Genomic DNA, 18,566 nt, shown 5'->3' on the forward strand with positions numbered 1-18,566 from the left:
CGCAGCCGGACGGTGCGGCTCGCCAGTTGGATTCGTACGTAACTATTAATAGCATAGTGACTTACTTTTTCGCAGCAGCATACGGGAAGGCGGTATCCTGGGTGCATGGCGGACCACGACGAGGCGATGTGCAGGCAGGTCGACGGCGGGGTGACGCGCGTCTTCGAGGTGTTCGGGAAGCGCTGGACGGGTCTGATCGTCGCCACCCTGATGCCGGGTCCGGTGCACTTCGCCGACCTGCGGCGGGCGATTCCCGGGATCAGTGAGCGCATGCTGTCGGACCGCCTCATGGAGCTGGCGGTGACCGGCCTGGTCGTGCGCGAGGTGGACGCCGGTCCGCCGCTGCGCGTCGCCTACCGGCTGACCGAGGCCGGGCGGGCGATGGAACCCTCGCTCAAGGAACTGTCGCGCTGGGCCGAGACGTACCTTGCCGAGGGCGGGCAGTGTCCGGAGCGGTTCCGGAAGTAGCCGGCAGCGGTCGGAGACGACCGGAAACGACCTGAAAGTGGCCGGAGTGCTGCGGTCGGGGGTTGGATGGCGTGAGGCGGGCCGCCGCCGACCGCCGTGCTTGTGGTGCTGAAGTGTCCACCGGGCCGGGCGGGTGGCGCGGGCCGGGGCATGGCCCGGTGAGCTGCGTGAATGTGTCGGTGCGTCAGCCGAGTCTCTCCTGGGCGGCGTTGTAGCGCAGCAGGTATGACGCGAAGCGGTCGAGGTCGGCCTCGTCCCAGTCGGCCAGCCGCTCGTGGAACGCCTGGCGGCGGCTCGCGGTGACGTTGGCGAGCACCTGGGCGCCCTTCTGTGTGGGGTGCAGCACCTGGACGCGGTGGTCGTCCGGGTCGACGCGGCGCTCGACGAAGCCGAGTTTCTCCAGTGCGGCGATCTGCCGGCTGACCGTGGACTTGTCCAGGAAATAGTGCGCCGCGAGGTCGGTGGCCCGGCATCCGTTCTGGTCGTCGAGGTGCGCGAGCAGGGTGTACGAGACGAGCGACAGTTCGGGATGCATACGGGCGGCGGTGGCGCGGGCCCGGCGGGCGAACGCGGTCATCTCCTGCTGGATGGTCTCGACGGAGTCGTCGCGGTGGGCCACGGGGTTGCCTTTCGATGGAGTAGTTGTATAGTACAACGTGATCGAGAGTTGTATTAGCCAACCATCGATACCGAGTCGACTAGCTGAGAAGGCATTCCCCATGAGTCCGGTCCGACGTCCCGAGCACGGAAACGACCAGGGAAGGGGGCGCGGAACCGGTCATCGCCCGGGTGACGGAGGCGGCCGAGGGAGCGGCCATCGGGCCGGTCACTCCGCCGGGCTGCGCCACGTCCTGACCCACCTGGTCACCCCGTTGCTGATGTGTATCGGGATGGGGCTGGCCTACCTGGGCGCGTTCGCGAATCCGGCGCCGCACCACCTGCCGGTCGCGGTCGTGGGACAGGGCCGCAGTGCGCAGTTGCTCGCCCAGTCGATCAACGACAAGGCGGGCGGCGACCTGGAGGTACGGACGATCGCCGACCGGGCCACGGCGATCGAACAGCTCAGGCACCAGGACATCTTCGGCACGTATGTACTGCCGGGACAGGCAACGGGGCAGGGGACGACGGGCGGGACCAAGGCGGTGCCGGAGCTGGTGGTGGCGACGGCCGGGTCCGACACCAGCGCGTCGGTGGTGCAGAAGATCTTCACGCCGGTCGCGGCGCAGCAGGGCGCTCCGCTGAAGGTCACGGATGTGGCGCCGACCGCCGAGGACGACCCGACGGGGCAGGGCATCTTCTTCCTGCTGGTCGCGATCAGCATCGGTTCGTATGCCTCGGTCGCGGTGATCGGCGGTGCCGGGGCCGTGCTGCCGATCCGGCTGCGGGGCATGCTGGCGATCGGCACGTCCTTCGTCGTCGGCGTCATCGGGGCGCTGTTCGCCGGGCCGGTCTTCCACCTCGTCGACCACGGGCTGTGGGGGCTGTGGGGCATGGCCTGGCTGTACTCCGCGGGCATCCTGCTGATCGGCACCGGCCTGCACACCTTCCTCAAGCGCTGGACCACGCTCGGTGTGATGGCCCTGTTCGTGATGCTCAACTTCACGTCCTCGGGCGGGATTTTCCGGCCCGAGATGCAGAACGGCTTCTTCGCCGCGCTGCACGCCTTCTGGAATGGTGCGGGCTTCGTGGAGGGCACCCGCAGCCATGTCTACTTCGACGGCTACGGCCTGGCCGGGCATGTGTGGACGCTGGTGCTGTGGCTGGTCGTCGGCGTGCTGACGGTCGGGGCGGCGGCCCTGGCGGAGAAGCGGCGGCGGGCGGCGGAGGCGGCTGTGGCGGCCGGTGCCGCGGCGGTGGCGGCGGCCGCGGTGGCGGCTACGGTGCCGGAGCGCGCTCCGGTGGCCGGTCCTGAGGGCGGGTGTGACTCCGCGGGCGGGAGTGAACGCGAGGGGCGGCGTGGGGCTGCGAGTGGCGGTGTGAGTGGGGCGGTTGCGGCAGGGGACGCAGCCGAGGACGCCGGGGATGTCGAGGAAGAGATGGAGGAGGCCGTGGGGGTGTAGGTGGGATGGGTGATGGCGGGGCGGTGGCAGCTTCGGCTTACCGGCTTGCCGCCCCCGGCCTCTCCCAGCTCCATTCCTTCGTGCCTCCCCGTCCCCTTCCGAATTCGTGCCCTCGGAGTTCCCCTTCCCTCTCGCTTCACAAGCCTCTGACCTCGGACTTCGCCGGTGCGGCCGCTCCTCTGCGGGGAGTTTTCCACAGGCCCTGCGGGATGGTGCGGCCGGTCGGTAACGTCATTGGCAGGCGAGTCGGGGCGGACCGGCGGACCGGTGGGGTGCAGGTCTCGAAGGGGGAGGTGGCCCGCGATGTCGCGTGTGCCGAACGTACCGGGGTTTGCGAGGGCCGAGCGGCGGGGCGAGTCGCCCAAGGTTGCCGGACGGGCGCTGCGGGAGCGGGTTTCCCGCTCGGCGCAGGCCGCGCTGCCGATCGCGGCCGGTCGGCCGGACGCGGTCGCGGTGGTCGAGAGGTCCAACGCCGGGCGGCTGCCCGAGCTCACGCCGATACGGGTGGGCAGGATGGCCGCGAGCCCGTTCGCCTTTCTGCGCGGTTCCGCGGGGCTGATGGCGTACGACCTGGCGGGCGGCCCGGTGACGGGCATCGGCGCGCAGATATGCGGGGACGCCCACGTCGCCAACTTCGGCCTCTACGGTGACGCCCGCGGCGGCCTCGTCATCGATCTCGACGACTTCGACGAGACCCTGCACGGGCCGTGGGAGTGGGATGTGAAGCGGCTGGCGACATCGCTGGTGCTGGCAGGCCGGGAGGCGGGCGCCGGTGAGCAGGAGTGCCGGGAGGCGGCACGGGACGCGGCGGGCGCGTACCGGCGCACGATGCGGCTGCTGGCGAAGCTGCCGGTGACCGAGGCGTGGAACGCCGTCGCCGACGAGGAACTGGTGTCGCGGACCGACGCCCGGGATCTGCTGGGGACGCTGGAGCGGGTCGCCGCGAAGGCGCGCGGGAACACCAGCGCCCGGTTCGCGGCGAAGTCGACGGAGCGGGCGCCGGACGGCGGACGCCGGTTCGTGGATGCGCCGCCGGTGCTGCGGCGGGTGCCGGACGAGGAAGCGGCGGCGGTGGCCTCCTCGCTCGCCGGCTATCTGGAGACGCTCCCGGAGGACCGGCTTCCGCTGCTGGCCAGGTACGCGGTGCACGATGTGGCGTTCCGGGTGGTGGGGACCGGCAGCGTGGGACTGCGTTCGTATGTGGTGCTGCTGCAGGACCACCGGGGCGAGCCGTTGGTGCTCCAGGTGAAGGAGGCGCGCGGTTCGGTGCTGGCGCCGTATGTGGCGCGGGCCGGGTTCACGGTGCCGCCGGTGGCGCACGAGGGACGCCGGGTGGTGCTCGGGCAGCGGCGGATGCAGGTCGTCAGCGACACCTTGCTGGGCTGGACGACGGTGCGGGGCCGGTCACCGTCCCGCGGCCGGACCGTCGGCGCGGCGCACGAGAAGGGTGCGGGACTGCCGTACCAGGTAAGGCAGTTCAGGAACCGTAAGGGCAGCGTCGATCCGGCGAGGCTGTCCGGCGGCCAGTTGGACGACTACGCGCGGATGACCGGTGCGCTCCTGGCGCGGGCGCATGCGCACAGCGCCGATCCCCGGCTGGTGGCCGGCTACTGCGGCAAGGGGGAGGAGCTGGACGAGGCGATGGCCGAGTTCGCGGTGGCCTGTGCGGACCGTACGGAAGCGGATCACGCGGATCTGGTCGCGGCGGTGCGCAGCGGCCGGATCGCCGCGGAGACGGGAGTGTGAAAGGGGTGAGCGGGGCGGGTGTGGGCGGCGGTGGCCAGGGTGCTCACGGGCGGCTGAGCGGCCACGGCGGGCCGCGGTGAGGGAGGGCCGTACGCTGGCCGGGTGACGAACTCGCACGCGGAGAACGCGCAGGACGGCAGGGCCGGAGGCACGGTCGGCCAGGACGCCGGGCCGGGGACGGACGGGCACGATGCCGGCACGGCCGGCCGGACCGCCGGTACGGCCGGTCACGGCGGCTCACCGGCCGGGGACGCCGCCGCTGATCAAGCGGACCGGGACGCGGCGACGCGGCGGCTGGCGAAGGCCGTGCTGGCCGCGGAGCAGGCGCTGATCGAGTTCGAGATCGCGGTGGAGACCTTCCGGGTGGAGGTGGAGAACTTCTCACGCCTGCACCACCAGCGGCTCGGCCCGATGTACGCGCGGCTGGACGAGCTGGACGCGCAGATCGCCGAGGCCGTGGCGGCGCGGACGGGTGCGCCCGAAGACATCCGCAAGGCCCAGGAGGCGCGGGCGTCGGTGTTGCCGATGCCGGACGTGGAGGAGCTCTTCCACGGCTGGATGGGGTCGGACGGGCTGTTCCCCGAGGCGCAGGCGATGCTCACCGAGCAGTCGGTGCGGCCGCCGCAGAAGGTGCGGCCCAGCGAGGAGGCCCGCAAGGTCTACCGCGACCTGGTGCGCCGGGCCCACCCGGACCTGGCGCGGGACGATGCGGAGCGGGAGCGGCGGGACGCGTTCATCGCCCGGGTCAACGCGGCGTACGCCGCGGGCGACGAGGCGGCGCTACGGCAGCTGACGCAGGAGTGGGAGGCCGGCCCCGCGCCCGCCGAGGAGCGGCTCAGCGCGAGCGAGGAGCTCTACGCCCGGCTGGAGTGGCTGGCCGAGCGCAAGGAACTGCTGGCGGCCGTCGCGGCCGAGCTGGAGGAGAGCGCGATCGGCGCGATGATCAAGATGGCGCCGCAGGACCCGGACGCGCTGCTCGACGAGATCGCCGAGAAGCTGCTGGCCGATGTCGCGGAACGCGAGGCGTATCTGGCGCAGCTGGTCGGGTAGCGTCGGTGCCATGCATTTTGGTTCTCTGCCCACGGTCGGTGTCGACGCTCTCACGCCCGAGGACTTCCTCTTGGACGTACGCGAGGACGATGAGTGGGAAGCCGGGCACGCCGAGGGCGCGCTGCACATTCCGATGAGTGAATTCACCGCCCGCTACGGGGAGTTGACCGAGGCGGCCCCCGAGGGCGGCAAGGTCTATGTGCTCTGCCGGGTCGGCGGCCGTTCGGCACAGGTGGCGCAGTATCTGATCCAGCAGGGCATCGACGCGGTGAACGTCGACGGCGGTATGCAGGCATGGGAGGCCACCGGCCGCCCCGTGTCGGATGGCAAGGGCGGCTCGGGCACGGTCATCTAGCGGGGAGGGCGGTCCGAGGCCGTACGCGTAGCAGGTACGGGAAGTCTGCGCGCGAGCCGGTGCGGGTGGCCTGTGAGGGAATGCTGGTACGGGTGGTCCGCGCGGGAAGCCCGGCAGCGGACCTCGTGGCCGCGGCCCGTGGCCGGGCCCCATGGTTGGGTTCCAAGGCCGAATCTTGTGGTCGGGCCCCGCGGCCGGTTCCGTACGCAGGCCCCCTGACCCGCCCCGGACGGGGGCGCGGCAGGTCGCTCAGGGCCGGCAGCAGGGCGCCGCACGCCCTGCGCGCCCATGCTCCAGTACCTGCCCGGCCTCGTCCGGGCTTCCCCTCCTGGCCTCCTCCGCCGGGCCCTCGCTGCTGCTCAGTCGAGTGGGTATGCCGCGAGCAGGTCGCCGAGGGCTTCCTCGTGGGCGGCGGCGGGGCCGAGGGCGAGTTCGAGGTGTTTGGCCCAGGCGTGGTAGCGGTGCAGTGGGTAGTCGGTGTCGGCGCCGAAGCCGCCGTGCAGGTGCTGGGCGGTCTGGACGATGCGGCGTACGCCCTCGGCGGCCCAGATCTTGGCGACCGCGATATCGCCCGCGGGCGGTAGTGCGCCGGACGCGCCGGTGGCGAGGCGCCAGGCGGCCTGCCAGAGCGTGGCCTCCATGGCGCGCAGGTCGATGAAGCGGTCGGCGGTCTGGACCGCGACGGCCTGGAAGGTGGCCACGGGAAACCCGAACTGTTCGCGTTTGCCGGTGTAGTCGCTGGTCATGGCGAGGACGCGCTCGCCGAGGCCGAGCGCGAGCGCGCAGGTGCCGGTGGTCAGGAGATCACGGAGGGATTCCCAGGCGGCGGGGTCGGTGAGCGTTTCCGGGGCGCTGACGCGTACGGAGTCCAGGCGGACCTCGGCGAGGCGCTCGCCGCTCGTGGAGACCTGGTCGTCGAGCGTGACGCCGGCGCGGGTGCGCGGGACGAGGGCGAGGACGGGGTGGCCGTCGGTGGTGTGGGCGGGCAGCAGGATCCGGTCGGCGGCCTGGGCCCAGGGGACGGCGGTCTGGACACCGTCGAGGAGCCAGTCGGCGCCCTCCTGGCGGGCGGCCACGGCGAGTTCGGCCGGTTCGTGCCCGGTGCGTCCGCCGGCGGCGACGGTCACGACGAGGTCGCCGGTGGCGATACGGGGCAGCAGCTCGGCCCGTAGCCCGGCGGTCGCGTAGGTCTGGAGGGTGAGCGCGGCGGCACCGGACTCCAGCAGCGGGACGCGGGCCAGGACTTTGGACGATTCGCGCAGCACGAGGCAGAGCGCGATCGGGTCCAGGCCCGCGCCGCCGTGTTCGGGCGCGATCGGCAGGCTCAGCAGATCGGCGTCGGCGAGCTTGCGCCACAGTGCGCGGTCGAAGTCGTCGGCGACGGCTCCCGGGGTGAGCGCCGGGCTGGGCACGCTGTCGGGGGCGACTCCCGAGAAGACGGCCTCCGCCGCTTCGACGGCGGCCTGCTGCTCCTCGGTGAAGGTGAAGTCCACTGGTCTGTCCTCCCACGCGGCGCGTCGATCTGACGGAGCGTCAAGGTAGAACAGGTTCCAGGAATTGGGAATGGCGCCCGCGGTGGGAGTTGCCGGCAGTGGTCGGGAGGAGAGGGGTGGAAGGGATGGAGGGGTGGAGGGGTGCGGGCGAGCGGAACGGTGAGGGGAGGACAGGTGGACGGGCGGGGGTCAGCGGTCGAAGTCCAGCTCGACCTTCTCGGTGGCCGGGTGCGACTGGCAGGCCAGCACATAGCCGGCGTCGACCTCCTCGGCCTCCAACGCGAAGTTGCGGTCCATGCGTATCTCGCCGGAGACCAGGAATGCCCGGCAGGTGCCGCACACCCCGCCCTTGCAGGCGTACGGCGCGTCCGCGCGGTTGCGCAGCACCGCCTCCAGCAGCGATTCACCGTCCCGCACCGGCCAGTTGCCGGACCGGCCGTCGAGGGTGGCGGTCACCGTGCTGTGCGCGGGTGCGGCGACGGCCGGCGCCGTGGCGGTGCCGTTGTCGACGTGGAAGATCTCTTCGTGGATGCGGCCGCGGGGGACCTTCAGGGCGCGCAGGGCCCGCTCGGCGCCCTGGACGAGACCGTAGGGGCCGCAGAGGAACCAGCCGTCCACGGACTCGACGGTCAGCAGCGCGGGCAGCAGGGAGCGCAGCCGCTCCTCGTCCAGCCGCCCGGACGGCAGGCCGGCCTGCTGCTCCTCGCGGGAGAGGGTGTGCACCAGCTGGAAGCGCTGCGGATAGCGGTCCTTGAGGTCGGCCACTTCCTCCAGAAACATCGTCGAGGCCGCGGTGCGGTCGCTGCGGATCAGGCAGAAGCGGGCGTCCGGCTGCCGGGCGAGCAGGGTGGCGGCCATGGAGAGCACCGGGGTGATTCCGCTGCCGCCGACGATCGCCACGAAATGGCCGGGGCGCGGCTCCAGCGTGAACCGTCCGGCGGGCTCCATGACATCGACGGTGTCGCCGGCCCTCAGCTCCTTGAGCGCGTAGGCCGAGAAGGCACCGTCCTCGACCAGGCGGATGCCCACCCGCAGCAGCGGCTCGTCGGTGGCCGGGGTGCAGATCGAGTACGTCCGGCGGATCTCCTGGCCGTCGACGGATCTGCGCAGCGCGATGTGCTGCCCGGGGGTGTGCCGGAAGGCCGGGCGCAGCTCGGGCGGTACGTCGAAGGTGACGGCCACCGCGTCGTCCGTGAGCCGCTCGATCTCCCGGACCCGCAGTGGGTGGAACATCACAACTCCTTGAAGTGGTCGAAGGGTTCACGGCAGGACTCGCAGCGGCGCAGCGCCTTGCAGGCGGTGGAGGAGAACCGGCTCAGCAGGGTGGTGTCGGTCGAGCCGCAGTGCGGGCAGCGGATCGCTAGGTCGACCGCGACCGGTCCGCCGGCCGGGCCGGTGGGGCGCGGCGGGGCGATACCGAACTCGGCCAGCTTGCGGCGGCCCTCGGCGGTGATGTCGTCCGTGGTCCACGGCGGGCTCAGGACCGTACGGACCTCGACCTCGGGTATGCCGTGGTCGTGCAGCGCGCGCTCGATGTCGGCCGACATCGCCTCCACGGCGGGGCAGCCGGTGTAGGTGGGGGTGAGCTCCACCTCGACGCGGTCCGGTGCGGTCAGCCGCACCTCGCGCACCACGCCGAGCTCGGCGAGGGTGAGCACCGGCAGCTCGGGGTCGGGCACGGCGCCGGCCAGTGCGCGCAGCTCCGCTTCGAGGGCGGTGGGGGTCACCATGTCGCCCCCGGGTGGCTGCGGTGGAGGTGCTGCATCTCGGCGAGCATCCGTCCGAACGGTTCGGTGTGCAGGCCCTGCCGTCCGGCGCCCGCGGTCCAGGCGCCGCTCTTCGGGCCCTCGGGGACGGTGAGGGTGGCGCGCCGCAGGAGGCTGCCGATGCGCGTCGTCCAGGTGTCGTGCAGGGCGGACCAGGGGACGTCCAGACCGTCCACCGGCTCGAAGAGTTCGCCGGTGAACCGCCACAGCGCGTCCAGGCCGTGCTGCATCCGGCGGTGGCTCTCCTCGGTGCCGTCGCCAAGGCGCAGGGTCCACTGTTCGGCGTGGTCGCGGTGGTAGGCGACCTCCTTGACGGCCTTCGCGGCCAGCGGCGCCAACTCGCTCCCGCCGGCGGCGAGGTGCTCGTACAGCAGCTCCTGGCAGGTGGAGAAGTAGAGCTGCCGGGCGATGGTGTGCGCGAAGTCGCCGTTGGGCTGTTCGACGAGCTGGAGGTTGCGGAACTGCCGCTCCTCGCGCAGATAGGCCAGTTCGTCCTCGTCACCGGCGATGCTGAGCAGGACGCGGGCCTGGCCGAGCAGGTCCAGCGCGATGTTGGCCAGCGCGACCTCCTCCTCCAGGACGGGGGCGTGGCCGATCCACTCGCCCAGGCGGTGGGAGAGGATCAGGGCGTCGTCCCCGAGGGCCAGTGCCGGGGTGACCGTGACGTTCATCAAAGGTGCTGCACCCCGTCCGGGATTTCGTAGAAGGTCGGGTGGCGGTAGGGCTTGTCACCGGAGGGTTCGAAGAACGCGTCCTTCTCGTCCGGCGAGGAGGCGGTGACCTGGGCGGAGGGCACCACCCAGATGGAGACGCCCTCCGAGCGGCGGGTGTAGAGATCGCGGGCGTTGCGCAGGGCCATCTCGGCGTCCGGGGCGTGCAGGCTGCCGGCGTGGGTGTGCGAGAGGCCGCGCCGGCTGCGGACGAAGACCTCCCACAGCGGCCAGTCGGCGGGCCGCGAGGGCGTCTCGGCGGGCTGTGCTGTCGTCATCGGGTGGCCTCCCCCTGTTTGGCCGCGTGCGCGGCGGCTGCCTCGCGCACCCAGGCGCCATCCTCATGGGCCTGGCGCCGGCGGCTGATGCGCTCTTCGTTGCAGGGGCCGTTGCCCTTGAGCACCTCGCGGAACTCGGCCCAGTCGATCGGCCCGAAGTCCCAGTGGCCGCGTTCGTCGTTCCACGCCAGGTCGGGGTCGGGGAGGGTGAGGCCGAGGGCTTCGGCCTGCGGGACGCAGATGTCCACGAAGCGCTGGCGCAGCTCGTCGTTGGAGTGCCGCTTGATCTTCCAGGCCATGGACTGCGCGGAGTGCGCCGATTCGTCGTCCGGCGGGCCGAACATCATGAGCGACGGCCACCACCAGCGGTCCACCGCGTCCTGGGCCATGGCGCGCTGGGCCTCGGTGCCGCGGCTGAGCGTGAGCAGGAGTTCGTAGCCCTGTCGCTGGTGGAAGGACTCCTCCTTGCAGACGCGGACCATGGCGCGGGCGTACGGGCCGTAGGAGCAGCGGCAGAGCGGGACCTGGTTGGTGATCGCGGCGCCGTCCACCAGCCAGCCGATGGCGCCGGCGTCGGCCCAGGTCAGGGTGGGGTAGTTGAAGATCGAGGAGTACTTCTGGCGGCCGGAGTGGAGCATGTCGAGGAGTTCGTCGCGGCCGGCGCCGAGGGTTTCGGCGGCGCTGTAGAGGTAGAGGCCGTGGCCCGCCTCGTCCTGCACCTTGGCCATCAGGATCGCCTTGCGGCGCAGGGAGGGCGCGCGGGTGATCCAGTTGGCCTCCGGCTGCATGCCGATGATCTCGGAGTGGGCATGCTGCGCTATCTGCCGCACCAGTGAGGCGCGGTAGGCGTCCGGCATCCAGTCGCGCGGTTCGATCCGTTCGTCCGCCGCCACGGTGGCGTCGAAAACGGCCTCCAGCGCCGTCTCATCCGGCGCGATCGTCGTCATGTGGTGCCCCCTCGCTCCCGACCGACCGATCGTTCGGTTCAATGGTGAGTGGGCGGGCGGCGGGTGTCAAGCCTGTGGATAACCCGGGGAAGGGTGTGCCGGGCCCGGCCGCGTAGGTACGGTTCCGTGGCGGAGTCAGCCCGACGGGACGCTGGGAACGGGGCAGGAATGCAGTCATACGGGGACGAACCGCGGCCGTTGGTCGCGCTCTCGCTACCCTCGCGGATCGTCATAGGCGTAGCGGCCTGCGCCGTGGCCGTGGCCGTGGCGATACATCTGGCCATGATGTTCCTGCACGTCGCGCCGTCGAACACGCTCAGCAAACAGCAGAGCGAAGTGATCGGCGAGTACGTCTATCCGGAGTACGAGCAGAACTGGAAGCTGTTCGCGCCCAATCCGCTCCAGCAGAACATCGCGGTCCAGGTCCGCGCGGAGCTGCGCGGCGCGGACGGGGCGGCGCGGACCACCGGCTGGACCGATCTGAGCGCCCGCGACGGCCGGGCCATCCTGCACAACCCGATGCCCAGCCACACCCAGCAGAACCAGCTGCGCCGCGGCTGGGAGTTCTACCTCAACTCGCACACCGCGCAGGACCGCCCCAACGGCCTGCGCGGCGAGCTCTCCGAGCGGTACCTGCGGCGCATCGTGATGGCGCGGCTGGGCGCGGAGTGGGCCGCGGACGGTGAGGTCGAGCGGATGCAGGTCCGGTCGATGACGACGGCCGTCGCCCCGCCGCCGTGGAGCGCCGAGAAGATCAGCGACAAGCCCGTGTACCGCGAGCTGCCCTGGTGGCAGGTCACCGCAGCCGACCTGCCCGAGGGGGCGAAGCACCAGTGACCACCCCACCGGCGCCGCAGCAGCCACCGCACGCACCGCAGCCGACGGACCAGCCGTCGCAGCCGCACCCGTCACCACAACTGCCGCAGCAGTCGCCCGCGACGCAGACCGCGCAGCCGGACCCGGCGCACCAGGGGCCCGCGGTGTCCGCTGAGGCGCCGCGGCCGTCCGGCCCCGCCGCGCCGCCCGCCCCTCTGGAGGAGACCCGTATCGAGCGCGCCATCGGCCGCGGCTTCGCGCGCGTCACCGGCCGGGCGCTGGCCCCTTACCAGACCGCCGTGATACGGATCGGCTTCGCCGCGACCTGGCTGTTCTTCCTGCTGCGGGAGTGGCCCCACCGTCACATGCTCTACGGGCCCGACGGCCCCTGGAGCCTGGGGATGGCGCGCCAACTGCTCGCCGACAACCACGCCTTCTCCGTGCTGCCGTGGTCCGACGGCCGCGGCTGGTTCGAGTTCGTCTACCTGCTGGCCATCGTGTCGGCCGCGCTGCTGATGCTCGGCTGGCGCACCCGCACCATGTCGGTGCTCTTCATGGTCGGCGTGCTCTCGCTGCAGAACCGCAGCGTCTTCATAGGGGACGGCGGCGACAACGTCATCCACCTGATGTCGATGTATCTCGTGCTGACCCGGTGCGGGCAGGTGTGGTCGCTGGACGCGCGCCGAGCGAAGCGGGCCGCCGCCGCGTCCGGCCCGGAGCACGACCCCCTCGGCGTACCCGGCCGTGACCTGACCGGTGTCGTGCTGTGGGCCGTGCTCGGCCTCGCCCTGGCCGTCGCCCAGCTGAGCGGCTGCTACGGGCTCAGCTGGTTCGGGAGCGGGCCGTTCCCGCATCTCGGCTGGGCGCTGGTGTTCTGGGGCCTGTGGGCGGTGCACGGCCTGTGGTGGGCGGTGCGGCGGTACGCGCCGGGGGAGCCGCGGACCGTTCTGGACACCCTCGCCAAGCTCGCGCACAACGGCGCACTGCTGGTGATCATGGTCGAGGTCTGTCTGATCTACGCCACCGCGGGCTGGTACAAGATCCAGGGTTCGCGCTGGCAGGACGGCACCGCGGTCTTCTACCCGATGCACCTGGACTACTTCTCCCCGTGGCCGGCGCTCTCCCAGGCGCTCGGCGACAACGGGCTGAGGATCATGCTGATCACCTACGGCACGGTGATGGTGCAGGTCGCCTTCCCGTTCACGCTCTTCAACCGCCGTCTGAAGAACGTGCTGCTGGTCGTGATGATCTGCGAGCATCTCTCGATCGCGTTCCTGCTCGGGCTGCCGTTCTTCTCGTTGGCGATGATCACGGCCGACGCGGTCTTCCTGCCGACGGTCTTCCTGGTCTGGTTCGGCGCCCGGCTGTCGGGACTGCGCGGACGGCTGTTCTCGCGCGGCGCTTCCCCCGAGCCGGCCGGCGGGCCCGGTGGCGGCGGACCGGAAGCCCGTACGCACGGCGCCGACGGGGGCCATACGCTCGTGGGGTGAGCAGCGAACGAACCGCCCGGCGTGATGAGCGGACCCGACCGACCGACGAGACCCCCGCCCCGGACGGTGAGCGCACCGCCTCAGGCGAGCCGGTCCAGTACGACGAGGGGTACGGCCCCAAGGTCGGCGTCGGCCCGCATCCCGAGCCCTGGCCGCGGGGCGAGCGCTACGACCCCGAGCTGCTGGCGCACGGCGACCGCCGCAATGTGGTCGACCACTACCGCTACTGGACGCGCGAGGCGATCGTCGCCGACCTCGACACCCGGCGCCACGATTTCCATGTGGCCGTCGAGAACTGGGGCCACGACTTCAACATCGGCTCGGTCGTCCGCACCGCGAACGCGTTCCTGGCCAAGGAGATCCATATCGTCGGGCAGCGCCGCTGGAACCGGCGCGGTGCGATGGTGACCGACCGCTACCAGCACGTCCGCCACCACCCCGACACCGCGGACCTGACCTCCTGGGCCGCCGCCGAAGGGCTGCCGATCATCGGGATCGACAACCTTCCCGGCGCCGTGCCGCTGGAGACGACCGAGCTGCCGCGCCGCTGTGTGCTGCTCTTCGGCCAGGAGGGGCCGGGGCTGACCGAGGACGCGCGCCGGCACGCCTCCCTGGTCTGCTCGATCGCGCAGTTCGGCTCCACCCGGTCGATCAACGCGGGCGCGGCGGCCGCCATCGCGATGCACGCCTGGATCGGCCGCCATGCCCGTATCGAGGCGCCGGGCGCGCCCTGACGGCCTGCGGGCGCGCCCCGTCAGGGCGCGCCCGGCCGCCGTTCACGCCTGGCGCCGCACCTCCACCGTCCGGAAGCGGTTCGCCACGAACGCGCCGTCGCACAGCGCGGCGTTGGCCGCCGGATTGCCGCCGGAGCCGTGGAAATCGGAGAACGCCGCGGTCTGGTTCACATAGACCCCGCCGGTCAGGTTCAGCGACAGCTGCGCGCACTCCTCCAGACAGGCGTCCTCGATCAGCCGCTCCACCTCGGCGGAGGTGGTGTACGCGCCGACCGTCATGGCGCCCTTCTCGCGGACCGTGCGCCGCAGCAGCTCCACGGCGTCGGCCGCCGAGCCGACGGCGACCGCGAAGGACACCGGCCCGAAGTGCTCCGTCAGGCAGGCCGCCTCGGCGTCCGGCGCGGTGCCGTCCAGCTTGACGATCACCGGCGTACGGACGGTGGCCCCGGGGAACTCGGGGTTGGCCACCGCACGGGAGGCCAGGGCCACCTCGCCGAGCCCCGGCGCGGCCTCGATCCGCTCCGTGACCTGCGGGTTGACGATCGCGCCGAGCAGCGCGTTGGCCCGCGCGTCATCGCCCAGCAGCTTGCTCACCGCGTCGGCGAGATCGCTGACCACCTCGTCGTACGACTTCGGTCCGGCGTCCGTGCCGATGCCGTCGCGCGGGATCAGCAGATTCTGCGGGGTGGTGCACATCTGGCCGCTGTAGAGGGACAGGGAGAAGGCGAGGTTGCCGAGCATGCCCTTGTAGTCGTCGGTGGAGTCGATGACGACGGTGTTGACACCGGCCTTCTCCGTGAAGACCTGGGCCTGCCGGGCATGCGTCTCCAGCCAGTCGCCGAAGGCGGTCGAGCCGGTGTAGTCGATGACGCGGATCTCGGGGCGGACGGCCAGCGTCTTGGCCAGCCCCTCGCCGGGCCGGTCGACGGCCAGGCACACCAGGTCCGCGGGGAAGCCGGCCTCGGTGAGCACCTCGCGGGCCACCCGGACGGTCAGTGCCAGCGGCAGCACCGCGCGCGGATGCGGTTTGACCAGCACCGGATTGCCGGTGGCCAGCGAGGCGAAGAGGCCGGGATAGCCGTTCCACGTCGGGAAGGTGTTGCAGCCGATGAGCAGCGCGACCCCGCGCGGTACGGCGGTGAAGGACTTGGACAGCTCCAGCGGATCGCGCTTGCCCTGCGGCTTGGACCAGGGCGCCCGCTCCGGGGTGCGGACCTGCTCGGCGTACGCGTACGCCACCGCTTCCAGCCCGCGGTCCTGGGCGTGCGGGCCGCCCGCCTGGAAGGCCATCATGAACGCCTGGCCACTGGTGTGCATCACGGCCTGCGCGAACTCATGGGTGCGCGCGCTGATCCGGGCCAGGATCTCCAGGCACACCGCCGCGCGCACCTCGGCGCCCGCGTCCCGCCAGGCGGGGATCGCGGCGCGCATGGCCGGCAGCAGCACGTCCGCGTCCGGGTGCGGGTAGCTGATCTCCAACTCCGGGCCGTACGGCGAGACTTCCTCGCCGGTCCAGTCGTCCGTGCCGGGCTGGTCGAGCTCGAAGCGCTTGCCGCGCAGCGCCTCGAAGGCGGCCAGGCCGTCGGGCGCGGCGCTCTCGCCGTACGCCTTGGGGTGCTCGGGATGCGGGGACCAGTACGCGCGGGTGCGGATCGCCTCCAGCGTCCGGTCGAGAGTCGGGCGGTGCTTCTCGATCAACTGCGCTGCGGTCGTTTCGGCCGCCATCGGTGATCAACTCCTCGTCGAGCTGGGCGGAGAGCGGATGGGAAGAGAGAGCGGAAGAGCGGAGCGGGGGCGGGAATCCGGGGAGTGCAGGAGCGTGACTGGGGCGGACAGGCCGACGGAGTTAGAGTAACCGAACGATCGGTCGGGGCAAGAGGGTCCGGCGAACCTGTGGACAACGCGGTCGGGGAGGATGCAGTCGTCATGACGGCAATGGACACCAGCAGCACCGTGGCAGTGGTGGGCACGGGCACCATGGGACAGGGAATCGCGCAGGTGGCGCTCGTCGCCGGGCACCGCGTGCGGCTCCACGACGCCGTGCCCGAGCGGGCCGGGCAGGCCGCCGCGGCCATCGTGCGGCGGCTGGACCGCCTCGTCGAAAAGGGCCGGATCCCGGCGCACGAACGGGACGCCGCCCGCGACCGCCTCTCCCCCGCCGCCGGCCTCGCCGACCTGGCCGACGCCGCGCTGGTCATCGAGGCGGTCGTGGAACAACTCCCCGTCAAGCAGGAGCTGTTCACCGCCCTGGAGGAGATCGTCCCGGCGGACTGCCTGCTGGCCACCAACACCTCCTCCCTCTCCGTGACCGCCGTCGCGGGCGCGCTGCGCCACCCCGGCCGCTGCGTGGGCCTGCACTTCTTCAACCCCGCGCCGCTGCTCCCGCTGGTCGAGGTCGTCAGCGGCGCCGCCACCGACGAGGCGGCCGCCACCACCGCGTACGAGACCGTCGCGGCCTGGGGCAAGCAGCCGGTGCGCTGCGCGGACACCCCCGGTTTCGTCGTCAACCGCATCGCCCGCCCCTTCTACGCCGAGCCGCTGCGCGTCCACGAGGAGCGGGCCGCCGATCCCGCGACCATCGACGCCGTCCTGCGCGAGGGCGCCGGTTTCCGGATGGGCCCCTTCGAGCTGACCGACCTCATCGGCCAGGATGTGAACGAAGCCGTCACCCACTCCGTGTGGACGGCCTTCTTCCAGGATCCGAAGTTCACGCCCTCACTGGCGCAGCGGCGGCTGGTGGAGGCCGGGCGGTACGGCCGTAAGTCCGGGCGCGGCTGGTTCGACCACACCGAGGGCGCGAGCCGGCCCGAGCCGCGGACCGCCGCGTCCGGCCCGGCGCCCGGGGCCGTCGTCGTGCACGGCGAGCTGCCCGGTCCCGCCGCGGTGCTGCCCGAGCTGATGGCCGAGGCGGGCATCGACGTCACCCACGAGGACGCGCCGGGGGCGCCCGAGGGCTTCCTCCGGCTGCCCGGCGGCGCCCGTCTGGCCCTGACCAACGGCCATCCGGCGACGGGCCGCGCGCCCGGCGGCCACCTCCGGTTCGACCTCTCGCTGGACTACCGGGCCGCGACCCGGATAGCCCTCGCCGCCCCGGAGGGCGCGGCCGAGGCGGACGTCGCGGAGGCCGCCGGGCTCTTCCAGGCGCTCGGCAAACAGGTCAGCGTGATCAATGACACACCCGGCATGATCGTGGCCCGTACGGTCGCGATGATCGTGGACTTCGCGGTGGACGCCGCCGCCCGCGGGGTCGCGACCCCGGAGGACATCGACACGGCGATGCGGCTGGGCGTGAACTACCCCGGCGGACCGCTGGAATGGGCGCAGCGGCTCGGCACCCCCTGGATCCGGGACCTGCTGGACGCCCTGCACCACTACTACGCCACCGGGCGCTACGCACCGTCCTGGGCCCTGCGACGCCGTGCGGACCTCGATGGACGGATGCTCTAATCATGACCATGGCCAAGCGCGACACCTATACGCCCGATTCGCTGCTCGCGGTCGCCGTCGCGGTGTTCAACGAGCGCGGATACGACGGCACCTCCATGGAGCACCTCTCCAAGGCGGCCGGCATCTCCAAATCATCGATCTACCACCATGTGCGCAGCAAGGAAGAGCTGCTGCGCCGGGCCATAAGCCGGGCCCTGGACGGACTGTTCGACGTCCTGGAGGAGCCGGGCGCCGTCACGGGGCGGGCGATCGACCGGCTGGAGTACGTCACCCGGCGCGAGGCCGAGGTGCTGATGGACGAACTGCCCTATGTGACGCTGCTGTTGCGGGTGCGCGGGAACACGGACACCGAGCGGTGGGCCATGGAGCGCCGCCGCGAGTTCGACCAGAAGGTCGCCGACCTCCTGGAGCGGGCCGGCGCCGACGGCGATCTGCGGGCCGATGTCGACATCCGGCTCGCGACCCGGCTGCTCTTCGGCATGATCAACTCGATTGTGGAGTGGTACCGGCCGGGGCGCGGCGGCGCGGCGAGCCGCGACGAGGTCGCCGAGGCCGTGGTGCGGACGGCGTTCGCGGGCCTGCGCAAGCCCTGAGGACCCCGCCCGGCCCGCGTACGGCGGCTCCCGGCCGCCCGGCGGTCACCCCTGCTCCGGCTCCAGATCGGTCTCCTCGAAGACCAGTAGCGTGCGGGTGCTGAGCACCTCCGGGATCGACTGGATACGGGTGAGGACCAACTCCCGCAGTTCGCGGTTGTCCTTGGTGTGGACCAGCAGCAGTACGTCGAAGTCGCCGCTGACCAGCGCGATATGGGTTGCTCCGGGCAGCGCGGTGAGCTGTGCCCGCACCGTCCGCCAGGTGTTCTGCACGATCTTCAGCGTGATGTACGCGGAGGCGCCCTGGCCTGCCCGTTCCTGGTCGACACGGGCGCTGAAGCCGCGGATCACACCGTCGTCGATCAGCCGGTTTATCCGGGCGTAGGCGTTGGCCCGCGAGACGTGCACGCGCTCGGCGACGGAGCGGATCGAGGCCCGGCCGTCGGTCTGGAGCATGCGCAGGATCGACCGGTCGATGGTGTCCAGCGGGCGCGCGGGCGGCGCGTCCGGGGCGGGCACCACCAAGGGTGCGGCCGGGGGCGCGGCCGGGGCGGGCGCCGACGCCGGCGGTGCGCAGGAATTGGCCATCTGTTCGTCCGGCATATGCTCCCGC

At 72.0% G+C, this 18,566-nt stretch carries 19 protein-coding genes; 10 read left to right on the top strand and 9 right to left on the bottom strand.

The genetic code is table 11. The annotated features are described in order from the left end of the window. Positions 1-105 precede the first annotated feature (105 nt). Entirely contained in the window at positions 106-468 is a 363-nt protein-coding gene (locus IH09_RS18060; RefSeq protein ID WP_052857320.1) for a winged helix-turn-helix transcriptional regulator, read from the top strand. A 184-nt stretch (positions 469-652) separates the two neighbouring features. Here the strand turns inward: IH09_RS18060 and IH09_RS18065 are convergent, their stop codons facing one another. Next, a complete protein-coding gene (locus IH09_RS18065; RefSeq protein ID WP_052857321.1) occupies positions 653-1,087 on the bottom strand; it encodes a MarR family winged helix-turn-helix transcriptional regulator in 435 nt (144 codons plus the stop codon). A 100-nt stretch (positions 1,088-1,187) separates the two neighbouring features. On the opposite strand from IH09_RS18065, the gene IH09_RS18070 reads away from it, so the two are divergent. The 4 genes from IH09_RS18070 (at position 1,188) to IH09_RS18085 (ending at position 5,679) form a co-directional block, all read left to right on the top strand. Then, positions 1,188-2,528, top strand: coding sequence for a hypothetical protein (locus tag IH09_RS18070; RefSeq protein ID WP_094793602.1), 1,341 nt, complete (start codon positions 1,188-1,190; stop codon positions 2,526-2,528). A gap of 303 nt (positions 2,529-2,831) precedes the next feature. Next, a complete protein-coding gene (locus IH09_RS18075; protein WP_052857322.1) occupies positions 2,832-4,274 on the top strand; it encodes a DUF2252 domain-containing protein in 1,443 nt (480 codons plus the stop codon). A gap of 102 nt (positions 4,275-4,376) precedes the next feature. Continuing rightward, positions 4,377-5,324, top strand: coding sequence for a J domain-containing protein (locus IH09_RS18080; RefSeq protein WP_244934120.1), 948 nt, complete (start codon positions 4,377-4,379; stop codon positions 5,322-5,324). Between the two features lie 10 nt (positions 5,325-5,334). Then, complete coding sequence (locus tag IH09_RS18085; protein WP_052857323.1) at positions 5,335-5,679, top strand: rhodanese-like domain-containing protein; 345 nt, start codon at positions 5,335-5,337, stop codon at positions 5,677-5,679. A 359-nt stretch (positions 5,680-6,038) separates the two neighbouring features. Here IH09_RS18085 and IH09_RS18090 read toward each other — a convergent pair whose 3' ends face one another. The 6 genes from IH09_RS18090 to paaA all read right to left on the bottom strand — a co-directional run bounded on the left by IH09_RS18090 (position 6,039) and on the right by paaA (position 10,873). Then, positions 6,039-7,172, bottom strand: coding sequence for an acyl-CoA dehydrogenase family protein (locus IH09_RS18090; RefSeq protein WP_052857324.1), 1,134 nt, complete (start codon positions 7,170-7,172; stop codon positions 6,039-6,041). Positions 7,173-7,361: 189 nt separating this feature from the next. Continuing rightward, on the bottom strand, positions 7,362-8,405 hold the full coding sequence (gene paaE / locus IH09_RS18095; RefSeq protein ID WP_052857325.1) for a 1,2-phenylacetyl-CoA epoxidase subunit PaaE: 1,044 nt from the start codon (positions 8,403-8,405) through the stop codon (positions 7,362-7,364). Next, complete coding sequence (gene paaD, locus IH09_RS18100) at positions 8,405-8,902, bottom strand: 1,2-phenylacetyl-CoA epoxidase subunit PaaD (protein WP_052857326.1); 498 nt, start codon at positions 8,900-8,902, stop codon at positions 8,405-8,407. Before paaD ends, paaE begins: the two co-directional genes overlap by 1 nt. Further along, entirely contained in the window at positions 8,896-9,609 is a 714-nt protein-coding gene (gene paaC / locus IH09_RS18105; protein WP_052857327.1) for a 1,2-phenylacetyl-CoA epoxidase subunit PaaC, read from the bottom strand. The genes paaD and paaC overlap by 7 nt, the downstream gene beginning before the upstream one ends. Continuing rightward, positions 9,609-9,926, bottom strand: coding sequence for a 1,2-phenylacetyl-CoA epoxidase subunit PaaB (paaB, locus tag IH09_RS18110; protein WP_052857328.1), 318 nt, complete (start codon positions 9,924-9,926; stop codon positions 9,609-9,611). Before paaB ends, paaC begins: the two co-directional genes overlap by 1 nt. Beyond that, positions 9,923-10,873, bottom strand: coding sequence for a 1,2-phenylacetyl-CoA epoxidase subunit PaaA (gene paaA / locus IH09_RS18115; RefSeq protein WP_052857329.1), 951 nt, complete (start codon positions 10,871-10,873; stop codon positions 9,923-9,925). Before paaA ends, paaB begins: the two co-directional genes overlap by 4 nt. A gap of 168 nt (positions 10,874-11,041) precedes the next feature. Between paaA and IH09_RS18120 the strand changes: the two genes are divergently transcribed. The 3 genes from IH09_RS18120 (at position 11,042) to IH09_RS18130 (ending at position 13,913) form a co-directional block, all read left to right on the top strand. Further along, positions 11,042-11,710, top strand: coding sequence for a DUF5819 family protein (locus IH09_RS18120; protein WP_052857330.1), 669 nt, complete (start codon positions 11,042-11,044; stop codon positions 11,708-11,710). An 80-nt stretch (positions 11,711-11,790) separates the two neighbouring features. Further along, on the top strand, positions 11,791-13,179 hold the full coding sequence (locus IH09_RS18125) for an HTTM domain-containing protein (protein WP_190233336.1): 1,389 nt from the start codon (positions 11,791-11,793) through the stop codon (positions 13,177-13,179). Further along, positions 13,176-13,913 (top strand): TrmH family RNA methyltransferase, encoded by a 738-nt coding sequence (locus IH09_RS18130; RefSeq protein ID WP_052857331.1) that lies wholly within the window; start codon positions 13,176-13,178, stop codon positions 13,911-13,913. The genes IH09_RS18125 and IH09_RS18130 overlap by 4 nt, the downstream gene beginning before the upstream one ends. 42 nt (positions 13,914-13,955) lie before the next feature. Here the strand turns inward: IH09_RS18130 and paaN are convergent, their stop codons facing one another. After that, positions 13,956-15,638: a phenylacetic acid degradation protein PaaN gene (gene paaN / locus IH09_RS18135; protein WP_052857332.1), complete on the bottom strand. Its 1,683-nt coding sequence runs from the start codon at positions 15,636-15,638 to the stop codon at positions 13,956-13,958. Positions 15,639-15,839: 201 nt separating this feature from the next. Here paaN and IH09_RS18140 point away from each other — a divergent pair, with 201 nt between their 5' ends. Together IH09_RS18140 and IH09_RS18145 are read left to right on the top strand one after the other, a co-directional pair. After that, positions 15,840-17,360, top strand: coding sequence for a 3-hydroxyacyl-CoA dehydrogenase (locus IH09_RS18140; protein WP_052857333.1), 1,521 nt, complete (start codon positions 15,840-15,842; stop codon positions 17,358-17,360). A gap of 2 nt (positions 17,361-17,362) precedes the next feature. Continuing rightward, the gene (locus tag IH09_RS18145) at positions 17,363-17,953 is read left to right on the top strand and encodes a TetR/AcrR family transcriptional regulator (RefSeq protein ID WP_052857334.1); all 591 of its coding nucleotides are present in this window, start codon (positions 17,363-17,365) and stop codon (positions 17,951-17,953) included. A 45-nt stretch (positions 17,954-17,998) separates the two neighbouring features. Here IH09_RS18145 and IH09_RS18150 read toward each other — a convergent pair whose 3' ends face one another. Then, complete coding sequence (locus IH09_RS18150) at positions 17,999-18,556, bottom strand: Lrp/AsnC family transcriptional regulator (protein WP_052857335.1); 558 nt, start codon at positions 18,554-18,556, stop codon at positions 17,999-18,001. Between the last annotated feature and the right edge of the window lie 10 nt (positions 18,557-18,566).

The organism is Streptomyces celluloflavus (assembly GCA_000720995.1).
Classification (GTDB): Bacteria; Actinomycetota; Actinomycetes; order Streptomycetales; family Streptomycetaceae; genus Streptomyces; species Streptomyces celluloflavus.